Consider the following 20,168-nt stretch of genomic DNA (forward strand, 5'->3'; position numbering starts at 1 on the left):
CCGCTACAGCACCGAGGCGCTGTCCAGCACCGCGTCCACTTCCTGCCGCGCCGGCTTCCCGGGTGACTCGGCCACGCCGAGGAGGAAGGCCACGCGGTCGTCGCGCACCGAGATCAGGGTCAGCCGCAGGTGGTTCTCGGTTCCGCCGTCGGCGGCGCGGACGGTCAGCGACACCGTGTGTGCGGGGCGGCCGTCCACCTCGACCGCGCGGGACTCCCCCAAGGTCGAGCGGCCGTCCGGGTAGAAGTACTCCGCGTTCGAGCGCGCCGCGCTCTCGGTCCGCTGCCGCAGGGCGGACCGCGGCACCGGGTCGCCTCGTCCGGCGAGAACCACACCGCCGTCTTCCTCGGTGTCGTCCCCGGCCTCCGTGGCGTCCGCGGCGGGACGCCGGCTGATGGAGGAGGTGTAGGCGTCGACCAGGTCCTCGTCGGACTGCCGCCAGCCCTCGGGAATGGCATAGGACAGCCCCGCCGCGCGGTCCGTGACCCGCGGCCGCCCGGCCAGCGGTGACCCGTCCTCGTCGTGGGTCAGCCACCAGGTCGAGCCGGCGGCCAGGACGAGGAGCACCACGACGATCGCGGTCACCGTCCCCCGTCGGCCCCTCCGCGGGGCGTCGGGGGGCGGAGGCAGGTGGCCGGGGGCGGCCGGGGTGGACCACGGGGCATCGTGTGGAGCGGTTGTCATGGGGGCAGTATGCGGCGGTGCACCGGTCCGGGACCTGAGCGTTGCTACTCAGACGGCTACTCAGTTCGCCCCGGGCACACCGCCCGGGACATCGCGCGGCGCGGTGTCCGCGCCCCCGGCCGCCGGTGTGGCGGCCGCCGGAAGGGTGCCGGGCTCGGACAGGGTGCGCAGCAGGAGCCAGCCGACGGCGGGCAGGGCGATCAGCGGCATCAGCGCGGTGTGCAGCGACGTGGCGTCGGCGAGGGCGCCGATGGCCGGGCTCGCGACACCGCCGACGCTGACGGCCAGGCCCAGGGTGACACCACTGGCCGTTCCCACCCGCCGTGGCAGGTAGTCCTGGCCGAGGGTGACGTGGAGGGAGAAGGGCACGTACAGACCGGCCGAGGTGAGCGCCACGCAGAGGTAGAGCGCCGGACCGGGGACGAACACCACTCCGGCGACGGCGAGAACGCTCAGGGCGTAGGACCACCGCACGACCGTGACGCGCTGGTGGCGGGCGGCGAGCCGGCCCCCGGTCACGGTGCCCACCGCACCGCCGAGGTAGAGCACGAAGAGGGCGGCGGTACCGGCGGCGCCACCTCCGCCGGTGCGCTCTCGGACATAGAGCGAGATGAAGGTGCTCAGGCCGACGAAGACGATCGAGCGGCACACGATGGCGCCGGTGAGCCGGGTGAAGGAGCGCCAGTCGTCGCGGCCGGCGGGCGTGGCCGCGCGGGCGGTGGCGGACGCGGTGGCGGGTGGCCGCGCCGCCCGCAGCGCGGCCGCACACAGCAGGGCCCCGGCGACGGCGGGCACGGCCAGCAGGGGTGAGGCGCGCAGCCCGGCGGTGGCCACGACGGCGGAGACCAGCAGCGGGGCGAGGGCGAAGCCGATGTTGCCACCGAGGGAGAACCAGCTCATCCCGGTGTGGCTGCCGCGGCTGACCTCACGGGCCACCCGCGCCGCCTCGGGGTGGTAGGCGGCGACACCGATGCCGGTCACCGCGACGGCGAGGAGGGTGAGGGGGTAGGAGCCGCCGAGGCCGCTCAGGGCGACGCCCGTCCCGGCCGCCAGTGTGCTCACCGGCAGCAGCCAGGGCAGGGCCCAGCGGTCGGTGACCGCTCCGAACAGCGGCTGGACCACGGACGACAGCAGGGTGGCGGCGAGCACGACACCGGAGGCGGCGGCGTAGGTGTACGCGCGCTCGGAGACGAAGAACGGGACCAGCGCGGCCACCGCTCCCTGGTAGATGTCCACGCAGGCGTGTCCGACGGACATCAGCGTGATGGGCCGGTGGCGTGACGGGGTCTTGGTGGTCGGCACCTCTCGATCGTGGGCCTGCGGCAGGGTGTCCCGCTTCCGATAAAGTGCCAATCGATGCCGGATATCCGCCATACGCCGAAGGCCCCGACCCGCGCCCGGACGCTGGCCGCCGGGGAGGGCATCGACGCGCACCGCCATGACGAGCACCAGATCATCTACGCGGGGTCCGGCGTGGTCGCCGTCACCACGGACGCGGGCACCTGGTTCGCACCCGGTACCCGCGCCCTGTGGGTCCCGGCGGGAACGGTCCACGCCCACCGTGCGCACGGCACCCTCGACCTGCATCTGGTGGGGCTGCCCCCCGATGACAACCCGCTCGGCCTGGACGCCCCGACCGTGCTCGGCGTCAGTCCGCTGCTGCGCGAGCTGATCCTCGCCTACACCCGCTCGCCGGAGGACACCAGCGCCGAGCGCCGCCGTCTGCGGGCCGTGCTGCGCGACCAGTTGCGCGCCTGTCCGCAAGCGCCCGTCCATCTGCCGGCCCCCGGCGATCCGCGCCTGGCGGCCGTGTGCGCACTCGTCCACGACCACCCGGAGGACCCGCGCACCCTGGCCGCGCTGGGTGCGGCGACGGGGGTCGGCGAACGCACGCTCAGCCGTCTGTTCCGCTCCGAGCTGGGTATGACGTTTCCCCAGTGGCGCACCCAGTCACGGCTCTTCCACGCGCTGCGGATGCTGGCCGACGGCTTGCCCGTCACCTCCGTGGCCCACCGCTGCGGATGGGCGTCGACCAGCGCGTTCATCGATGTCTTCCGCCGCGCCTTCGGCTACACCCCCGGCACCCACAACCGCCGCGGCTGAGCGCCCGCCCGCTCCCGGACCGCGAAGCGGTGTGTGCCGAGTTAACTGACCTCGGGTCGCAAAAGTTAGTGCGATCTTGAAATATCTCTGTCTACACTGGGCCGCACCACCCGGAGAATGAGGTGACCATGGGTTACAAAAGTGCCGTATCAGCCTCGAACACCACCCCCGCCACGGATCCGGACGTCGGCGGCGACGCATCGGACGACACCCCGATGGAGCGCACCCTCCCCGGCGACGCCTACCTCTCGGCGGACACGTGGCGGCGTGAGCGGGAGCGGATCTTCACCCGCGAGTGGTTCTGCGTGGGCCGGGAGGAGTCGCTGCCGGACCGTGGGGACTACCTCCGGGTCGACGTGGTCGGCGAGAGCGTCCTGGTCGTCCGCGACAGGGACGGATCCCTCAAGGGCTTCTACAACGTGTGCCGCCACCGCGGCGCCCAGCTCGTCGCCGATCCCCCGGCCGAGGCCGCGGACGGGGAACCGCCCTGCCGCAGCGGACGTTTCCGGGGAGCCATCGTCTGCCCGTTCCACGCCTGGACGTACGCGCTCAGCGGTGAGCTGCGCCAGGCGCGTTTCCTCGACGAACGCCACGGTGTACGCCGTGACGAGCTGTCCCTGCACGAGGTGGGCGTCGCCACCTGGGGCGGCTTCGTCTTCGTGAACCTCTCACCGGCACAGGCGGGTCCTCTGGAGGACCAACTCGGGCCTGTCCCGGAGAACTTGCGCCGCTATCCCCTCGGCCGGCTGCGGACGGCACGGCGGATCACCTATGACGTGGCCGCCAACTGGAAGGTGGTGGCGGAGAACTACAACGAGTGCTACCACTGCGGACCGGTCCATCCCGAACTCTGCGAACTGGTCCCGGCGTTCCGTGAGGACGGCGGCGCCGGGCTCGACTGGGAGGGCGGTGTGCCCCACCGGGAGGGCGCCTGGACCTTCACCTTCTCCGGCACCAGCGACCGCCGGCCGTTCCCGGAGCTGTCGGAGGAGGAACGGGAGCGGCACAAGGGCGAACTGATCTACCCGAATATGTTCCTCAGCTGCTCCGCCGACCATGTGGCGGCGTTCCTGCTGTGGCCGGACGGCCCCCATCGCACGGTCATCACCTGCGACTTCCTCTTCGATCCGGCCGAGATGGAGCGCCCGGAGTTCGACGCGTCGGACGCGGTGGACTTCTGGGACCTCGTGAACCGCCAGGACTGGCGGATCTGCGAGAGCGTGCAGCGGGGCATGGCGTCCCGGCCGTTCACCTCCGGCTACTACGCCCCGATGGAGGACTACTCCCTGGACATCCGCCGCTACGTCCGGGAAAGGCTCGCAGATGACTGACCGACGGTCCGGACCCCGGGCCGTGCGCTCAGCGCACCCCGATGGCGCTGCGCACCAGCTCCAGGAACTGGGCCATCCTGGCCGACGTGGTCTCGCCCGCGCGGCCGGGGTGGTGGAACAGCCCCGGGTCGAGCTCCTCGGTGACCAGTGCGTCCTGGATCCGCTCCACCAGCCAGTCGACCATGGCCACGATCATGTCGATGGCGATGTCGTCGCGGACCTCGCCCCGTTCGACGCCGAACCGCACGAAGGCGAAGGTGCCGTACGGGTCCTCCTCCGCCAGGAACCGGTTGATCTCCCGCTTGACCGACAGCTCCACCGCATGTGAACCGAGCAGGGCCACCCGGTAGGGCACCCAGTCCTCCTGGATGTACCCCTCGGTCCGGTTCAGCCAGTACTCCAGCGTGGCGAAGAAACCCTCGGCCAGCACCTCGTCCGGGGCGTCGAGATAGGCGGGAAAAGTCTCCACGGCCTTCCGGAACGCGGAGACGAACAGCTCCTCCTTGGTCCCGAAGTGCTGGAAGACCGACGCCTTCGAGATCCCGATCTCCTGCGCGACACGGTCGACCCGCGTCCCGTGGTAGCCCTCGTCGGCAAAGCGCCGCATGGCGACCTCGATGATGCGCTCGCGCGTCTTGATACCGCGCGCCCGCCGCCGCACCGCGGGCTGTCCGGACGTCGAGGACGTCTTCGAGCCGGATGCCGAAGACGACTTCGGGTTCGCCGCCACAGGGACCACCGATGAGTGAGGAAACAGAAGTGTGACCGGCGGTCAGTTTAATGACCGCGCAGAACGAAGGCAAGTCACGGTGATCGACATGCCTCGGAGCAGGAGGAGGTGTTCGCCGATGGACGCCCACAGCACCGCGCCATCGAAGGAAAGCCCGGCCGACCCGGTGTCCGTGGACATCCTGGTGGTGGGTGCCGGACCGGTCGGCCTCTACGCCGCCTATTGCGCGGGCTTCCGCGGCCTGAGCGTGGCGGTGATGGACTCCCTCCCCGAGGTGGGCGGCCAGATCAGCGCGCTCTACCCCGAGAAGCTGATCCACGATGTCGCAGGATTCCCCGCGGTCCGGGGGCGGGGGCTTGTCGAAGGCCTGGCCCGGCAGGCCGCACAGTTCGGGCCCCGGCTGCTGCTCGGACACCAGGCGGACACCCTGTGGCACGCGCCGGAGGGGCGGATCGCGGTCGTCTCGCAGCGGGGGACGCGGGTGGCGGCGGGCGCCATCGTCGTCACCGCGGGCATCGGCCGGTTCGTCCCCCGGCCGCTTCCGGCCGCCGCACACTTCACCGGCCGGGGCGTGGACTTCTTCGTCCCCGACCCCGAGGTGCACCGGGGGCGTGAGGTGGTGGTGGCCGGAGGCGGCGACAGCGCCGTGGACTGGGCCCTCGCCCTCGCGCCCCTCGCCGGGCGGATCACCCTGGTGCACCGGCGCACCGCGTTCCGGGCCCACCGGGCCGGTGTGCGCGCGGCGGCCGAAGCGGGCGTGGACATCCGCGTGAACACGGAGATCGAGGCGGTGCTCGGCGGGGCCCGGGTCGACGGGGTGCGTCTGGTCGACCGGACCTCCGGCGAGACCGAGGAGATCCCGTGTCAGTCGGTGATCGCCGCCCTGGGCTTCACCGCCAGCCTCGGACCACTGGAGCGCTGGGGACTGGACATCGCGGACCGCAGGATCGTGGTGAACAGCCGGATGGCCACCAGTGTGCCGGGCATCTTCGCCGCCGGGGACATCACGGAGTACCCGGGCAAGGTCCGGCTGATGTCCGTGGGCTTCGGCGAGGCCGCCACGGCGGTGGCCAACGCGGCCGTCAGCCTCGACCCCGCGGCCGACCTCTTCCCCGGCCACTCCACGGATGACGCCGGGCAGTTCGGGAACACCCAGGAGAAGGAGACCGGCGATGCCCTACGCGATCGGTGAGAGCTGCGTGGATGAGATGGACGGCTCCTGCGTGGAGGTCTGTCCAGTGGACTGCATCTACGAAGGCCACCGCAAGCTCTACATCCACCCCGGCGAGTGCATCGACTGCGGTGCCTGCGCCGAGGTGTGTCCCAACGGTGCCCCCGTGGTGGTGTGGCGGGGCTCGGCGCCCGACCCCGTCGCCGCCGAGGACGCGGTGTTCTTCGCCCGGCCCCTGCCCGGCCGGGACACCGCGCTCGGCTCCCTGGGCGGCGCGTCGTCGGGCCCGCCGATCGGTGTGGACACCGAGGCGGTCACGGCGTACGAGCCCCCGGTGGCCGATGGCAGCGGGTGACCTCCGGCGGACGGGCTCGTAGGCTCACGGACATGCGCATCGTCTCCCTGCTCCCGGCCGCCACCGACATCGTGGCCGAGCTCGGCCTGCTCCCGGACCTGGTGGGCCGCACCCATGAGTGCGACTGGCCCGAGGGCGAGGTCGACCGGGTCCCGGTGGTCACCGCCTCCACCCTGTCCACCGACGCCATGACGAGCCGTGAGATCTCCGACGCGGTCGGCGGTGCCACCCACCGGGGCTCATCGCTGTACACGCTGGACACCGAGGCGCTCGCGGGCCTGGCCCCGGACGTGGTGCTCACCCAGGACCTGTGCGATGTGTGCGCCGTCTCCTACGACACGGTGTCCCGGGCGCTGCGGGTGCTCGACGGCGGTCCGGGTCCACGGGTGCTCAGCCTGGAACCGCGCACCCTGGACGACGTCCTGGACTGTCTGCTCAGGGTCGGCCGGGAGCTGGGCGTACCGGAGGTCGCGGAGGAGCGGTGCCGTGTGCTGCGGAACCGGCTGGCGGCGGTGGGGCGGGCCACCGCCGGGCGCCCGCGCCGCCGGGTGGCCGCCATCGAATGGCTGGACCCGGTGTGGCCCGCGGGCCACTGGGTGCCCGAGCAGATCACCCACGCCGGTGGCGATCCGCTGCTCGCCGCGCCGGGCGAACACACCGAACCGGTGGACTGGGAGGCGGTGCGCGCCGCCCGGCCGGAGGTCATCGTACTGATGCCCTGCGGCTTCAGCCCGCAACGCACCGAACAGGAGAGGGAGTTGCTGTTCCGGCTGCCCGGCTGGGACGGTCTGCCCGCCGTGCGCGCGGGTGAGGTGTGGGTGGTGGACGGCCCGGCGTACTTCAACCGGCCGGGGCCACGGGTGGTGCGCGGAGCCGAGGTCCTCGCCCAGGTGCTGCACTCCGTCACCTCCGGCGCCCCCGTCACCGATGGTGAGGCGCACCGGCTGACGACGGGCTGAGGGGCGCGGTCCACGACCGGTGGCCGGGGTGTCGCCGCGCGGTCAGGCCGCGACGGCCGGGCGGATGTTCTGGTTGGCGTGGAAGAGGTTGTCGGGGTCGTAGGCGCGTTTGACGCGCGCGAGGCGGTCATAGTGGTCGCGGTAGGTGGCGCGGACCCGCTCCTGCCCCTCTCCCGCGCCCATGAAGTTCACATACGAACCGCCCATGGAGTACGGGTGCATCTCCTCCCAGTAGTCCACGCACCACCGGGTGATGGCCCCGGCGTTGGCCGGGTCGGGGTCGACTCCGGCGAAGACACCGGACCAGACGGCGTCACGGTAGCTCCAGGCCGTGTCATCCGGACCCGGCCGGTGGGCCGCGCCGTCGACCGGGTACAGGTGCATCAGGGAGAGCGGGGTGGGGAGACGCTCACCGTACTTCTGGTGCACGTCCACGGCGGCGTCCGGGATGGAGTCGAAGAAGTCGCCCCGCCAGTACCACTGGTAGCCACTGGGGATCACCAGGTCGAGCATGCTCTGCAGCGCCGGATAGGGCATCGGCGACGTGAAGTGGAAGGCCGGGGGGCCGGGCTCGCGTACCGCGGCGAACGCCTCCTCGAAGTGGCCGAGGCCGCCGGTGTGACACCACACCACCCCGCACATCTTCCGCCCGTGGAGCTCCACGGGGAACGGTGGTGCGGGCGGGATGGTGAACAGGGCGAAGAAGCCGTACACATCGTCCGGCGCCTGGGGCAGGAACTCGCGGTACCACATGAGGACATCCCGGGTGCGCTCGACCGGCCAGACCGTCATGCCCACCCCGACCGTGTCCACGGGGTGGAGCCGATAGGTGAAGGAGGTCACGATGCCGAAGTTGCCGCCGCCTCCGCGCAGCGCCCAGAACAGCTCCGGGTGTTCGGTCTCGCTGGCGGTGACGAAGCCCCCGTCGGCCAGGACCACGTCCGCGGACAGCAGGTTGTCCGCGGTGAGGCCGTACTTGCGGGTGAGGTAGCCGTGGCCGCCGCCGAGGGTCAGTCCGCCGACTCCGGTCATCGAGATGATGCCGGTGGGGGTGGCCAGTCCGAAGGGGTGGGTGGCGTGGTCGAGGTCGCCGAGGTGGCTGCCACCGCCGACCTCGGCCGTCCTGGCCTCCGGGTCCACGCGCACCCAGGTCATCGGCGACAGGTCGATCGTGACGCCGTCCTCCACCAGACACAGGCCCGGCCCGCTGTGACCGCCGCCCCGGACGGCGAGTTCCAGTCCGTGGTCACGGATGAAGGTGACGGCGGCCATGACGTCGGCGGCGTCCGCGCAGGGCACGAAGGCGGCGGGATGCCGGTCGATCATGGCGTTGTACACCTGGCGGGTGCTGGCGTAGTCGGCGTCCCGCGGGCCGATGACCGGTCCGCGCAACGAGGTCCGCATCGTTTCGAGAGTTCCGGCGTCCATGGCGATCTCCAGGTTGTGCGCCGGCGCCCGGACACCCGTCAGCGGCCCGACGGGTGAGCGCACGCCGCGGGGCAGACACCTCCAGCATCCCGTCGGCCGCCCGAGCGTGCAATGTGGCCTGGTCGGCGGCGCGGCACGGCCGCGGGCGGCGCACACGGCACGGCGCCGTACGCCTACTCAGCGTGGCCCGGGGCGCGCTGTCGCCATCCGTACCGGGAGGGTTGTTGTCCGATTGCGACAAGGTGGTGGTGGCGTCCCCCCGCCGCGGGTGAGGCTTGGTCCTGACCAGGAGACCGTCGTCGACGTGCCGCGATCTCATGGCTCCGGACCGCTGTTCACCGGCGGTGTGCCAGAGAGGGGAAGGGTATGGGCGGCGAGACACCGGATGCCGACCTGATCGACATCCGCAGGCTCAGATCGTTTCTGACGGTGGCACAGGAGATGAGCTTCACCCGGGCCGGAGCCCGGCTGTACCTCACCCAGCAGGCCGTCTCCTCCCAGGTGCGGGCGCTGGAACACGCGGTGGGTACGGAGCTGTTCCGGCGCACCACGCGGAACGTACAACTGACCGCCGCCGGAAGGGAGTTGCACGACCGGGTTCGGCCGGTGCTGCGGGCCCTGGACGACGCCATCAGCGCGGCCCGGGAGCTGGGGGCGCAGGACGGCGGCCGGACGGTGAAGGTGGGCCATACGCCGACGGCCGCGTACTGGCTGCTGCCATGTGCCGCCGGGCTGCTCGACGCCGGGGATCCGGCAGTGCGGCTGCGGACCGAGGAGCACACCGAGACGGGTCTGCGCGCGGCGGTGGCCGAAGGACGGGTGCATCTGGGGGTGGGTCTGGAGCTGGAGTCCGGGGTGGACGGACTGGCCGGGCATGAAGTGGGCGGCGAGCCGTGGTGCGCGGTGGTGGGCCCCGGCCATCCGCTGGCGGTCCGGCGCCGGGTACGGCTGGCGGAACTGGCCGGGTACGAGTGGCTGACATGGCCGCGGTCGAGCCATCCGGGACACTGGCATGCGGTGCACGCCCTGGCGGCGTCGGTGGGCGGGGTACCGGCGGTCCACGAGACCTGGCTGAGCGTGGCCCACGCACGGCTCACGGCCGGAGCGACGGTGATGCTCCGGCCGGTGTCCTACACCGCCCATCCCCTGCTGGGACTGGTGGCGCTCGAGCTGGAAGACGCCCCGATGTGCCGCTACACCGCGGTGTGGAACGAGGCGGCGGCGCCCCCGGACCTGGCGGAGGTGCTCTCCGCGCTCACCGGGGCCGCGGAGCGGCTGGCCCGGCTGGGGCTCGCGGAAGCCGGGGCGGGGCGGTGACCGCCACCGCCCCGCGCACCGGCCCTCAGTGGCCGCGGGCGATCCACTCCTGGAGCCGCGGCGCCTCGGCTTCGACGGTGGTGGAGTCCCCGTGGCCGGTGCGGACCGTGGTCCCGGGCGGCAGCGGGAGCAACCGGTTCCGGATCGATTCGATGATGGTCGGGAAATCGGAGAAGGACCGGCCGGTGGCACCGGGTCCGCCCTGGAAAAGGGTGTCCCCGGTGAAGACGGTGTCCAGCGCCGGTGCGTAGAGGCAGACCGCGCCCGGCGCGTGGCCGGGGGTGTGCAGCACGGTCAGACCGATCCCGGCCACCATGAGCTCCTGGCCGTGGGCCAGCTCCCCGTCCGGCGTCCGGCCGGGGTGGGTCCGGTGCCACAGCTCCAGGTCGTCGGGGTGGAGCAGAACGGGCGCCCCGGTGCGTTCGGCGAGCGCGGGGGCGGCGTTGATGTGGTCGTCGTGGGCATGGGTGCACACGATGGCGGTGACCCGGCGGCCGCCGAGCGCCCGGAGGACGGCTTCGGCGTCATGGGCGGGGTCGATGACCAGCGCCTCGGTGTCATCGCCGACGATCCAGACGTTGTTGTCCACGTCCCAGGTGCCGCCGTCGAGGCTGAAGGTGCCGGAGGTGACGAGGTGGTCGATACGGGCGGCGCCGCTCACAGGACCACCACCGAGCGCAGCACATCGCCCTGGTGCATCCGGGTGAACGCCTGCTCCACCTCGTCGAGTCCGATGGTCTCGGTGACGAAGGCGTCCAGGTCCAGACGGCCCTGGGTGTACAGGTCGATGAGCATCGGGAAGTCCCGGGAGGGCAGACAGTCCCCGTACCAGGAGGACTTGAGGGCGCCACCGCGGCCGAAGACGTCGAGCAGCGGCAGTTCCAGCTTCATCTCCGGGGTGGGCACTCCCACCAGGACGACGGTCCCGGCCAGGTCCCGGGCGTAGAACGCCTGCTCATAGGTCTCGGGCCGGCCGACGGCGTCGATGACCACGTCCGCCCCGTTGCCGTCGGTGAGTTCCCGGATGGCGTCGACGGCATCGGCGGTGGCGGAGTTGACGGTGTGGGTGGCGCCGAGTCCGCGGGCCGTGGCGAGTTTCCGGTCGTCGATGTCGACGGCGATGATGCGGGCCGCCCCGGCGAGGGCCGATCCCGAGATCGCGGCGGCGCCGACCCCACCGCAGCCGATGACGGCCACCGAGTCACCGCGGCCGACCCCGCCGGTGTTGATGGCGGCGCCCAGACCGGCCATCACCCCGCAGCCCAGGAGCCCGGCCGCGGTGGCCGCGGCGGCCGGATCGACCTTGGTGCACTGGCCGGCGGCGACGAGCGTCTTCTCGGCGAAGGCACCGATCCCCAGCGCCGGGGAGAGCTCGGTGCCGTCGGCGAGGGTCATCCGCTGGTGGGCGTTGTGGGTGTTGAAGCAGTACCAGGGACGGCCGCGGCGGCAGGCACGGCAGTTGCCGCACACCGCACGCCAGTTGAGGATGACGAAGTCACCCGGGGCGACATCGGTCACCCCCTCCCCGACCGTCTCGACGGTTCCGGCGGCCTCATGGCCGAGGAGGAACGGGAAGTCGTCGTTGATACCGCCCTCGCGGTAGTGCAGATCGGTGTGGCAGACACCGCACGCCTGCACCTTCACCAGGGCCTCACCGGGTCCGGGATCCGGTACCAGGATCGTCTCGAGCCGGACGGGTTCGCCCTTGGCGCGTGCGACCACGCCTCGTACCTCGTGTGCCATGTCCTTGAGCCTCTTCTTTCCGGTGTCATTCGTGGGGGTGGTGGTCGGAGCAGGTCAGGGCAGGTTGCGGGAGATGACCAGGCGCATGATGTCGGAGGTGCCCTCCTCGATCTCCTCCAGCTTGGCGTCGCGCATCCACTGCTCCACCGGGTACTCACGGGAGTAGCCCCAGCCGCCGAGGGTCTGGACGGCACCCCAGGTGCAGAACATCGAGGTCTCGGAGGCGGTCAGCTTGGCGATGGCGGCCGCTCCGGTGACGGGGGCCCCGGCGTCGACCGCGCGGGCGGCGCTCAGCACCAGCAGCCGGGACGCCTCGATCCGGGCGGCCATGTCGGCGAGGCGGAAGGCCACGGCCTGGTGTTCGATGATGGGCTTGTCGAACTGGACGCGGGTGCGCGCGTAGTCGCGGGCGTACTCGTACGCCGCGCGGGCGGCGCCGACGGCCGCCGCGCCCAGGACGATGCGGGAGATGTCGAACGTCCGCATCAGGCCGCGGAAACCCTGGCCCTCGTCGCCCAGCCGGTTCTCCTCCGGCACCTCCACATCGGAGAAGAACACCTCACGGCAGACGATGGCGCGCTGGCCCATCTTCCGCATCGGCTCACCGACCGTGAGCCCGGGGGTATCGGCGTCCAGCAGGAAGGCGGAGACGCCCTTGGACCGCTGGGTGGGGTCGGTCTTGGCGAACACCACGAAGAACCTGGCCGTTCCGGCGTTGGAGATCCACGCCTTCTGGCCGTTGAGGACGTATCCGGTGCCGGTGCGGCGCGCGGTGGTCCTGATCGACGCGGCGTCGGAGCCCGAGCCGGGTTCGGTGGTGGCCAGCGCGGTCATCGGGGCCTCGGGACCCGTCAGCGGGCCGAGCCACTTCTTCTGCTGCTCCTCGGTGCCCAGTTCCAGGACGGGGTCGGCGAAGAACCCGTTGGAGCACACCAGGTTGCCGATGCCCGGGTCGCCGAAGCACAGCTCTTCCTGGACCAGACACTGGGTGAAGACATCGGTGAACCCGCCGCCGCCGATGTCCGTGGGCAGCATGAAGTCGGTGATGCCGACCTGCGCCGCCTTCTGCCAGATGTCGACGGGGGTGACGACGTCCGCCTCGTCCACCTCGCGGGCGCGCGGACGGATCTCGTTACGGGCGAAGTCACGGCACAGGTCGATGATCGCGCGCTGCTCTTCGGTCAGCGGCCACGGTTCGGTCACGGCGTTCACGGTGTTCCTCCTGGCAGGTGGATGAGGGTGGGGCGGTCGGAGCCGAGTCCGGTCTGCAGCGCCGTGGCCAGTTGTGCGGCGTCCTCGGCGCGCACCCCGTGGCAGCCCATCGAGCGGGCCAGCGCCGGGAAGTCGGGGGCGGGCAGATCGACCGCGTGGACGGGGTCGCCGCGGTCGGCCATCTCGTTGCGGATCTCGCCGTAGCCGCCGTTGTCCCAGACGACCACCGGGAGCGGCAGTCGCAGCTGGGCGGCGGTGGCCAGCTCCTGGACGGTGAACATCAGACCGCCGTCACCGTGGAGGGCGACCACGGGCGCGTCGGGACGGGCCACCTTGGCTCCGATGGCGGCGGGCAGACCGTAGCCGAGGGTGCCGAGACCGGTCGGGTAGAGGAACGAACGCGGATGGTGCGCGGGCAGATTGGACAGCGCGCCGTAGTAGCAGGCCATGGTGGAGTCCCCGGCGAGGATGCCGTCGCGCCCCAGGGCCTGGCCGAGCGCCGCGGTGAGACCGAGGTAGTCGGCGCCCTCGGCGCGCGCGGCGGCGGTGAAGTCCCGGCGTGCGGCGGCGGCCCGTCCGGGGTCCGCCGGGCCGGTGGTGCGGGCCGCCTCGAGCCGGGTGCCGAGGGCCTTGAGGGCCTCGGCGGCGTCGGCGACGAGGCCGATGTCCGGCAGCGCGTTGGTGGTGAGCGCCTGCGCGTCGATGTCGATACGGATGAGAGTGCCGGGGATGTCCAGCGGACCGAACCACAGGTCGGCCGGGGCCAGTTCGGTGCCGACGGCGAGCACCACATCGCTTCCGGCCACCAGTTCGCGTACCGCGGTGTGGTGCAGTCCGGCGCCGATGGCCAGCGGGTGGCCGTCGGGGAAGGTGCCCTTGCCGTTGGCGGTGGTGACCACGGGCGCGCCGAGCCGTTCGGCCACGTGGCGCAGGGAGTGGGCGGCGCCGCTGCTGCCCCCTCCGGCGATGATCACCGGTCGCCGCGCGGCGGCGAGTGCCGTGGTGGCGGCGGCGATCTGGGCCCGTCCGGCGGCCACCGGGGCCACCGGTGTGGTTACGGCCACCTCGACCGGCGCGGTGGCGTCGAGCAGATCGAGCGGGATCTCCAGGTGCACCGGGCGGGGCCGTCCGCCGGTCATGGCGGCGAAGGCGTGCGCGACGGCCAGCGGGATCTCCGCGACGCTGGTGACCCGGTGGCTGTAGGCCACGATGGCATCGAGGGCCGCACGCTGGTCCTTGACCTCGTGCAGATAGCCGTTGCCCCGGCCGGGGTGGCCCAGTGGCAGCCCCGGGGAGATGAGCAGGACCGGGACGGAGTCGGAGTAGGACTGGGCGGCCGCGGTCGCGGCGTTGAGGACGGCGGGCCCGGTGGTGGTGACGCACACCCCGGGGCGCCCGGTGACCCGGGCCCAGCCGTCGGCGGCGAAACCGGCGCCCTGTTCGTGGCGGGGCAGGATGTGGCGGATCGGGGAGTCGGCGAGGGCGGCGTACACGGGCAGGTTGTGGGTGCCCGGGATGCCGAAGACGGTGTCCGTGCCGTGCGCTTCCAGGGCGGCGACCAACGCCTGCCCGCCGGTGAGCTGGTCGGTCATCAGCGGTCGTCCTGTCCGGTGGTGTAGATCGCCTTGCCGAGCCACTGGCCCCCGTCCACGACGAGGACATCGCCGGTGACGTACGCGGCGCGGTCGCTGACGAGGAACGCCGCGGATTCGGCCACTTCCTCCGGGGTGGTGAACCGGTCGGCCGGAACGCTGCCCATGACCCGGGTCCGCGCCGCTTCGGTGGGCCACAGGGCGGCGGAGGCGCCGTCGGTCTCGGTGGGGCCGGGGGCGATGCAGTTCAGGCGCACCCCGCGCCCGCCCCACTCCACGGCCAGGGTGCGGGTCATGGCGAGCACACCGGCCTTGGCGGCGGCGCTGTGCACGGTGCCCGGGTGGCCGTGCCAGGCGTAGCTGGCGATCACGTTGAGCACGGCGCCGCGGCCGGCGGGGAGCATATGGCGGGCGGCGGCGCGGGTGCAGTGGAAGGTGCCGTTGAGGACGATGTCCACGACGGCCTTCCAGCCGCCCGGGGAGAGGTCCTCGGCGGGCACCACGAAGTTGCCCGCGGCGTTGTTGACCAGGACGTCGAGACGGCCGTGGCGGTCGGCCACCTGGTCCACGGCGGCGTCCACCGCGGCGGCGTCGCGGACATCGCAGGTCACCGCGTCGGCACGGCCTCCCGCCGCCTCGATCAGGCCCACGGTCTCCCGCAGTGCCTCCTCGCGGCGCCCGAGGACGGTGACATGGCCGCCTCCGGCGGCCCAGCGCTGTGCGACGGCACGGCCGATGCCTGATCCGCCGCCGGTGACCAGTGCTGTCCGGCCGGTGAATTCGTCGGCCTGTATCTGGTGGCTCATGGGTTTCCCTTGGGGTCGGGGGCCGTGCTGGAGGAGGCCGCGCTGTGGGTGTCGGGACTGTCGGCGGGGGTGTCGGCCGGGGTGTCGTTGTCGGGGCGGTCGGTGATGGCGCCGGGGGCCGCGTCCAGGAGCAGGGCGTCGACGGCGAGGGCGCCGTCCGGTGCCACCCGGAGCGGGTTGATCTCCAACTCCACCTGTGAACCGTCGAGTTGTGCGATGAGACGGGAGACGGCGGCGACCACGTCGGCCAGCGCCCCGATATCGGTGGCGGGCCGTCCGCGCCACCCCGCGAGCAGCGGGGCGCAGCGCAGCCGCCGGATCATCGCGTGGGCCCGCTCCGCGTCGACCGGCGCGCATTCGGTGACCACGTCGCGGTGCAGTTCGGCTTCCGTGCCGCCCGCGCCCACCATCACCATCGGACCGAGCCGGGCGTCCCGGCGCGCGCCGACGATCACTTCGACGACATCGGCGCGGACGTCCTGCTCCTCGAGCACATACGGTCCGTCGCCGAGCCTCGTGTGCATGCCGGTGAAGGCGCGCAGGGCTCCGGCGGTGTCCTGGAGGCCGGTCACCACCCCGCCCGCCTCGCTCTTGTGCTCCAGCCAGGAGGCTTTGAGGACGTAAGGCGGATGGAGCCGTCCGGCGGCGGCTTCGAGCTCTCCGGCGTCATGGACCCGGTACGCCGCGGGGAAGGCGATACCGGCGTCGCGGAGCAGCGCGCGGGTGTCCCAGAAGCCCCGGGGCCGGGTGCGGCGCTCGGCCGGGGTGCCGTACGGGGGCCGCCCGGGATGCTGGTGCAGGGCGTGGGCCCCGGCCAGGGCGGTGGTGGCGGAGTCGATGGTGGCGAAGACGGGGACACCGGCCGCGCGCAGGACGGCGGCGGTGTCGCTGTGGGCGCCCATGGAGTGGACGAGCAGGGGCCGTCCGTGGCGCCGGGTCAGCTCGCCGAGCTCCCGCGCCACCTGTGCCTCCGCGGCTGCCAGCGGCGGGCTGTCCAGGCCGTAGGTGCCGAAGTAGCCGGTGAGCACGACGCTGTCGACGTCACCGGAGCCGAGGAGGGCCGCGACCACGTCGCGGTAGCTGGTGAGATCGCGTTCCCCTCCGCCGGCGAGGTCGACGGGGTTGGCGGTGGCGGCGCCGTCCGGCAGCCGGCGGGCCAGCTCCGAGGCGAGCGGTCCGCCGAGCTCCGGAACGGTCAGCCCGTGCCGGGTGGCGCGGTCGGCGGCCAGGGCGCCCTGGCCGCCGCTGTCACTGACGACGGCGACGCGCGGCCCGGTGGGCAGGGTGGTGGTCAGCAGTTGCGCGGCCACGTCCACCAGCGCCGCGGGGGTGGGGACGCGCAGGGCCCCGGCGGCCCGGCAGGCGGCGTCGACGAGTTCCATCGGCGAGGTGAGGGCGCTGGTGTGGGAGCGCGCCGCGCGGGCCCCGGCCTCGCTGTCCCCGGCGGCGAGCAGGACGACCGGCTTACCGGCCGCACGCAGCGCGCGCAGGGCGTCGAAAACACGTCCGCCCTCGTGGAAGCTCTCGAGGTAGACCCCGACCGCACGGGTCAGCTCGTGGTCGACGAGGTCCTCCAGGAGGTCGGCCATGGTGACGTCGAGCTGGCTGCCGACCGAGACGAACCGGGATATCCCGAGGCCGGAGCGCTGGGAGAGCAGGGCTATCTCACTGCCCACCTGTCCGCTCTGGGAGACCACGGCCAGTCCCCCGGCGGTGAAGTCGCCCCAGGCGATGTGCAGGGAGGTGGCGGCGTCGAACAGGCCGAGGCTGCTCGGGCCGATCATCCTGGCACCGGCGGCGGCCACCTTGGCGGCGAGCCGCCGCTCGTCGTGGACCGCGGCGGTGATGCCCAGCAGCCCGCGTACGCCCAGTTCCAGGGCCTCGTCGACGACGGCGTCCAGGTGTGCGGCGGGGACGCAGAGCGCGACCAGTTCGGGGACCTCGGGGAGGTCGCCGAGCGAGGCGGCGGTGGGGGCGCCGAGGATCTCGCCACCGCCGCGGGTGACCAGATGCACCGTCCTCCGGTCCCGCCCCGCCAGGGCGCCGCGGGCCAGCCAGTATCCCCATTTCGACGGATTGGCCGAGGCACCGACGACGGCCACGGATGCCGGATCGCGGAAGGCGGCGAGCCCGGTGCGCCGGGTACCGGCGGGGGGCGAGGTGATGGGCATGGGTGCTGCGGCTCCTCTCGGCGGAGGGGGCGGTGAGGGTGGCGCTGGGGAGAAGGAGCGCCGGGCGCCGTGACTGCGGGCGGACCCGGTGGGGCCGGGGCATCGGGGTTCCGGTGGCCTGGCAGCGCCGCTCCGGTCCGCTCTTTACTGACTGGCCGTACAGTTAATCCGTCAGCATCGTGGATTCTTCCTCGCACTTTGTCAATGACCCCGGGACACTTCGCTGGCCGCCCGTTCAGCACCCGGTCACGGCCGCGACCGGAAGACCCCTGGGGGCGGCGGCGGGACATGTCCTATCCTCATGGCGTGACACGCAGCCGTAAGGACCCGAGTCTGCGCCGGGGGGAGATCCTTCGCGCCACCGTCTCCCAGATCAAGAAGCAGGGCATCCACCCCCTGCGGATCTCCGATGTGGCCCGCGAGCTGTCGGTCAGCCCGGCGCTGGTGATCTACCACTTCCAGAACAAGGAAACGCTGATCGCCGAAGCCTTCGCCTGGGCCGTCCAGCGCGAGCTGGACCACCTGGACCACCTCACCGCCGGGGCGCCCACCGCACTGGAGCGGCTGCGCACCGCGCTGGACTGGTACGCGCCGACCGGGCAGGCCAAGGGCTGGACCCTGTGGATCGAGGGCTGGGCGGGCGCACTGCGGGAGCCCACCCTGCGCAAGGTCGGCCGGGAGCTGGACCTGCGCTGGAAAGAGGCGCTGACCGCGGTCATCCAGGACGGTGTGGACGCGAAAGAGTTCACCACCGACGACCCGCGGGGCGCGGTGTGGCGTATCACCGCTCTGCTGGACGGGGTGGCCGTGCAGACCATCGTGCACCGGGGCACCCAGGACCGTAAGCAGGCGGCCGACTGGTCGCGCCAGATCGTCGCCCGTGAGCTGGGCCTGAAGAGCACCGATCTGGAGCGCGACTGAGCGGCGCGGCCTCGGCTCCCCGCCGCGATTCCCCGCCGCTGCCGAATCCAGCCCTCTTCCGTTGAGCGGCACCGGCTTCCCGGGCCCCGGCCGGGCCCTCGCCTGCCCGAGCACTGCCCGAGCACTGCCTGAGCACGCCTTCCGCAGGACACGGCGGACACTCCGCCCGACCCTCCGCTATTGACAAGCGCGGAACGCGTACTACATCGTCGTTCAGTAACCGATAAGCCTGCGGGCCACGCGGCAGGGTCATCCCGTGCCTCGGCCGCCGGGCCCAGCTCCTCACCACGAGTAGTTACCGAGCTCCCCTTCCGCCACCGTGGCTTCCTGCCTCATACACCGGGACACGGGTGGCACGAGCTCCGCGTCGAGAGGCCAATCCATGAACGCGCACCACGGGACCGAGTCGTTCGACGTCATCGTTGTCGGCCTGGGCGGTCTGGGCTCCGCCACCGCATGGCACCTGGCCGCCTCCGGGCAGCGGGTGCTCGGCCTGGAACAGTTCTCCTTCGGCCATGACCGCGGAGCCTCCCACGACACCTCGCGCATCCTGCGCCACAGCTACCACCGGCCCGACTACGTCCGCCTCACCCGGCACGCCTACGACGACTGGGCCCATCTGGAGCGCTCCGCCGACGAGCGGTTCGTCACCACCACCGGCGGTGTGGACCTGTGTCCGCGCGACTCCTCGATCCCGCTGACCGACTACTGGCAGAGCCTGGACGCCGAGGGCATCCCGTACGAGCTGCTGGACGCCGACGAGGTACGGCGCCGGTGGCCGCAGATCTCCGTGCCCGAGGACACCACCGCGATGTACCAGGAGCGCACCTCCATCGTGCCCGCGGCGCGGTCCACCGCCGCCATGCAGCGGCTGGCCGTCGCGGCCGGTGCGCGGCTGCGGGACAACACCCCGGTGACCGCCGTACGGCACGGTGCCCATGGGGTCGAGGTGGACACCCCGGCCGGCCGGTTCTCCGCCGGGCAGGTGGTGCTGTGCACCGACGCCTGGGCCAATACGCTGCTGGCCCCGCTCGGCCGCGAGATCCCGCTGACCGTGCTGGAGGAGCAGGTCACCTACTTCAAGCCCGCGGATCCGGCACCGTTCGCCCCCGAGTCGTTCCCGGTCTGGATCTGGCTGGACGAACCGTGCTTCTACGGCTTCCCCTGCTACGGCGAGGCCACCGTGAAGGCCGGACAGGACTGCGGAGGGCCCGAGGTGGGCGCCGACGCGCGGTCGGGCAGCACCGATCTGGACCTGCTGGACCGGCTCACCCGGTTCATGGGCGAGCGCTTCCCGCTCAGCGGCCGTCCCATCAGGTCCAAGCGCTGTCTGTACACCCTGACCCCGGACCGTGACTTCATCCTCGGCCCGGTGCCCGGTGCCGAACGCGTCCTGGTCGGCCTCGGAGCGGCCCACGCCTTCAAGTTCGCGCCGACACTGGGCCGGATGCTGTCCGAGCTGGCCGCGGATCCCAAGCTGGCGGACACCGAGGCGTACACCACCTTCCGGCTCGACCGGCCGGCGCTCACCGACAGCCAGTACCCGGTCAACTGGATGACCTGACCGGTGTGGGGGGGGCGGGGGGGGGGGGGGGCCCCCCCCGCCCCCCCCCCCCCCCCCCCCCCCCCCCACCCGAGCCCCCCC

19 protein-coding genes are annotated in these 20,168 nt (G+C 72.6%); 9 read left to right on the forward strand and 10 right to left on the reverse strand.

The annotated features are described in order from the left end of the window. Positions 1-3: 3 nt before the first annotated feature. Both NMK44_RS33425 and NMK44_RS33430 read right to left on the reverse strand, forming a co-directional pair. Complete coding sequence (locus NMK44_RS33425) at positions 4-684, reverse strand: hypothetical protein (RefSeq protein WP_254750204.1); 681 nt, start codon at positions 682-684, stop codon at positions 4-6. A gap of 60 nt (positions 685-744) precedes the next feature. Continuing rightward, a complete protein-coding gene (locus tag NMK44_RS33430; protein ID WP_254750321.1) occupies positions 745-1,941 on the reverse strand; it encodes an MFS transporter in 1,197 nt (398 codons plus the stop codon). Positions 1,942-2,040: 99 nt separating this feature from the next. On the opposite strand from NMK44_RS33430, the gene NMK44_RS33435 reads away from it, so the two are divergent. Together NMK44_RS33435 and NMK44_RS33440 are read left to right on the forward strand one after the other, a co-directional pair. Continuing rightward, positions 2,041-2,787: an AraC family transcriptional regulator gene (locus tag NMK44_RS33435; RefSeq protein WP_254750206.1), complete on the forward strand. Its 747-nt coding sequence runs from the start codon at positions 2,041-2,043 to the stop codon at positions 2,785-2,787. 128 nt (positions 2,788-2,915) lie between these two features. Next, positions 2,916-4,118, forward strand: a complete 1,203-nt coding sequence (locus tag NMK44_RS33440; protein ID WP_254750208.1) for an aromatic ring-hydroxylating oxygenase subunit alpha — start codon at positions 2,916-2,918, stop codon at positions 4,116-4,118. Positions 4,119-4,146: 28 nt separating this feature from the next. Here the strand turns inward: NMK44_RS33440 and NMK44_RS33445 are convergent, their stop codons facing one another. Then, positions 4,147-4,725, reverse strand: a complete 579-nt coding sequence (locus NMK44_RS33445) for a TetR/AcrR family transcriptional regulator (RefSeq protein WP_254750210.1) — start codon at positions 4,723-4,725, stop codon at positions 4,147-4,149. 10 nt (positions 4,726-4,735) lie between these two features. Between NMK44_RS33445 and NMK44_RS42245 the strand changes: the two genes are divergently transcribed. From NMK44_RS42245 to NMK44_RS33460, 4 genes are all read left to right on the forward strand, one after another. Further along, the gene (locus NMK44_RS42245; protein WP_302888926.1) at positions 4,736-4,867 is read left to right on the forward strand and encodes a hypothetical protein; all 132 of its coding nucleotides are present in this window, start codon (positions 4,736-4,738) and stop codon (positions 4,865-4,867) included. A gap of 99 nt (positions 4,868-4,966) precedes the next feature. Next, positions 4,967-6,040, forward strand: a complete 1,074-nt coding sequence (locus NMK44_RS33450; RefSeq protein WP_254750212.1) for an NAD(P)/FAD-dependent oxidoreductase — start codon at positions 4,967-4,969, stop codon at positions 6,038-6,040. Then, complete coding sequence (locus NMK44_RS33455; protein ID WP_254750214.1) at positions 6,021-6,374, forward strand: ferredoxin family protein; 354 nt, start codon at positions 6,021-6,023, stop codon at positions 6,372-6,374. Before NMK44_RS33450 ends, NMK44_RS33455 begins: the two co-directional genes overlap by 20 nt. Before the next feature lie 32 nt (positions 6,375-6,406). Next, positions 6,407-7,333, forward strand: a complete 927-nt coding sequence (locus tag NMK44_RS33460) for a cobalamin-binding protein (protein WP_254750216.1) — start codon at positions 6,407-6,409, stop codon at positions 7,331-7,333. A gap of 42 nt (positions 7,334-7,375) precedes the next feature. On the opposite strand, the gene NMK44_RS33465 is transcribed toward NMK44_RS33460, so the two are convergent. Then, complete coding sequence (locus NMK44_RS33465) at positions 7,376-8,761, reverse strand: FAD-binding oxidoreductase (RefSeq protein WP_254750323.1); 1,386 nt, start codon at positions 8,759-8,761, stop codon at positions 7,376-7,378. A 366-nt stretch (positions 8,762-9,127) separates the two neighbouring features. Here NMK44_RS33465 and NMK44_RS33470 point away from each other — a divergent pair, with 366 nt between their 5' ends. Then, positions 9,128-10,078 (forward strand): LysR family transcriptional regulator, encoded by a 951-nt coding sequence (locus tag NMK44_RS33470; protein WP_254750218.1) that lies wholly within the window; start codon positions 9,128-9,130, stop codon positions 10,076-10,078. A 25-nt stretch (positions 10,079-10,103) separates the two neighbouring features. On the opposite strand, the gene NMK44_RS33475 is transcribed toward NMK44_RS33470, so the two are convergent. Genes NMK44_RS33475 through NMK44_RS33500 form a run of 6 tightly spaced genes read right to left on the reverse strand, consistent with a single transcriptional unit; the run spans position 10,104 to position 17,602 of the window. Then, on the reverse strand, positions 10,104-10,739 hold the full coding sequence (locus NMK44_RS33475; RefSeq protein ID WP_254750220.1) for an MBL fold metallo-hydrolase: 636 nt from the start codon (positions 10,737-10,739) through the stop codon (positions 10,104-10,106). Next, on the reverse strand, positions 10,736-11,821 hold the full coding sequence (locus NMK44_RS33480) for an S-(hydroxymethyl)mycothiol dehydrogenase (protein WP_254750222.1): 1,086 nt from the start codon (positions 11,819-11,821) through the stop codon (positions 10,736-10,738). The genes NMK44_RS33475 and NMK44_RS33480 overlap by 4 nt, the downstream gene beginning before the upstream one ends. A gap of 54 nt (positions 11,822-11,875) precedes the next feature. After that, complete coding sequence (locus NMK44_RS33485; protein WP_254750224.1) at positions 11,876-13,033, reverse strand: acyl-CoA dehydrogenase family protein; 1,158 nt, start codon at positions 13,031-13,033, stop codon at positions 11,876-11,878. Continuing rightward, on the reverse strand, positions 13,030-14,625 hold the full coding sequence (locus NMK44_RS33490; protein ID WP_254750226.1) for a 5-guanidino-2-oxopentanoate decarboxylase: 1,596 nt from the start codon (positions 14,623-14,625) through the stop codon (positions 13,030-13,032). Before NMK44_RS33490 ends, NMK44_RS33485 begins: the two co-directional genes overlap by 4 nt. Continuing rightward, complete coding sequence (locus tag NMK44_RS33495) at positions 14,625-15,431, reverse strand: SDR family oxidoreductase (protein ID WP_254750228.1); 807 nt, start codon at positions 15,429-15,431, stop codon at positions 14,625-14,627. Before NMK44_RS33495 ends, NMK44_RS33490 begins: the two co-directional genes overlap by 1 nt. Continuing rightward, a complete protein-coding gene (locus NMK44_RS33500; RefSeq protein WP_254750230.1) occupies positions 15,428-17,602 on the reverse strand; it encodes an acetate--CoA ligase family protein in 2,175 nt (724 codons plus the stop codon). Before NMK44_RS33500 ends, NMK44_RS33495 begins: the two co-directional genes overlap by 4 nt. A 306-nt stretch (positions 17,603-17,908) precedes the next feature. Between NMK44_RS33500 and NMK44_RS33505 the strand changes: the two genes are divergently transcribed. Further along, on the forward strand, positions 17,909-18,523 hold the full coding sequence (locus NMK44_RS33505; protein ID WP_254750232.1) for a TetR/AcrR family transcriptional regulator: 615 nt from the start codon (positions 17,909-17,911) through the stop codon (positions 18,521-18,523). Between the two features lie 382 nt (positions 18,524-18,905). Then, entirely contained in the window at positions 18,906-20,087 is a 1,182-nt protein-coding gene (gene solA / locus NMK44_RS33510) for an N-methyl-L-tryptophan oxidase (protein WP_254750234.1), read from the forward strand. The last annotated feature ends 81 nt before the right edge of the window (positions 20,088-20,168 follow it).

This window comes from Streptomyces cucumeris, from assembly GCF_024295805.1.
Lineage (GTDB): Bacteria > Actinomycetota > Actinomycetes > Streptomycetales > Streptomycetaceae > Streptomyces > Streptomyces cucumeris.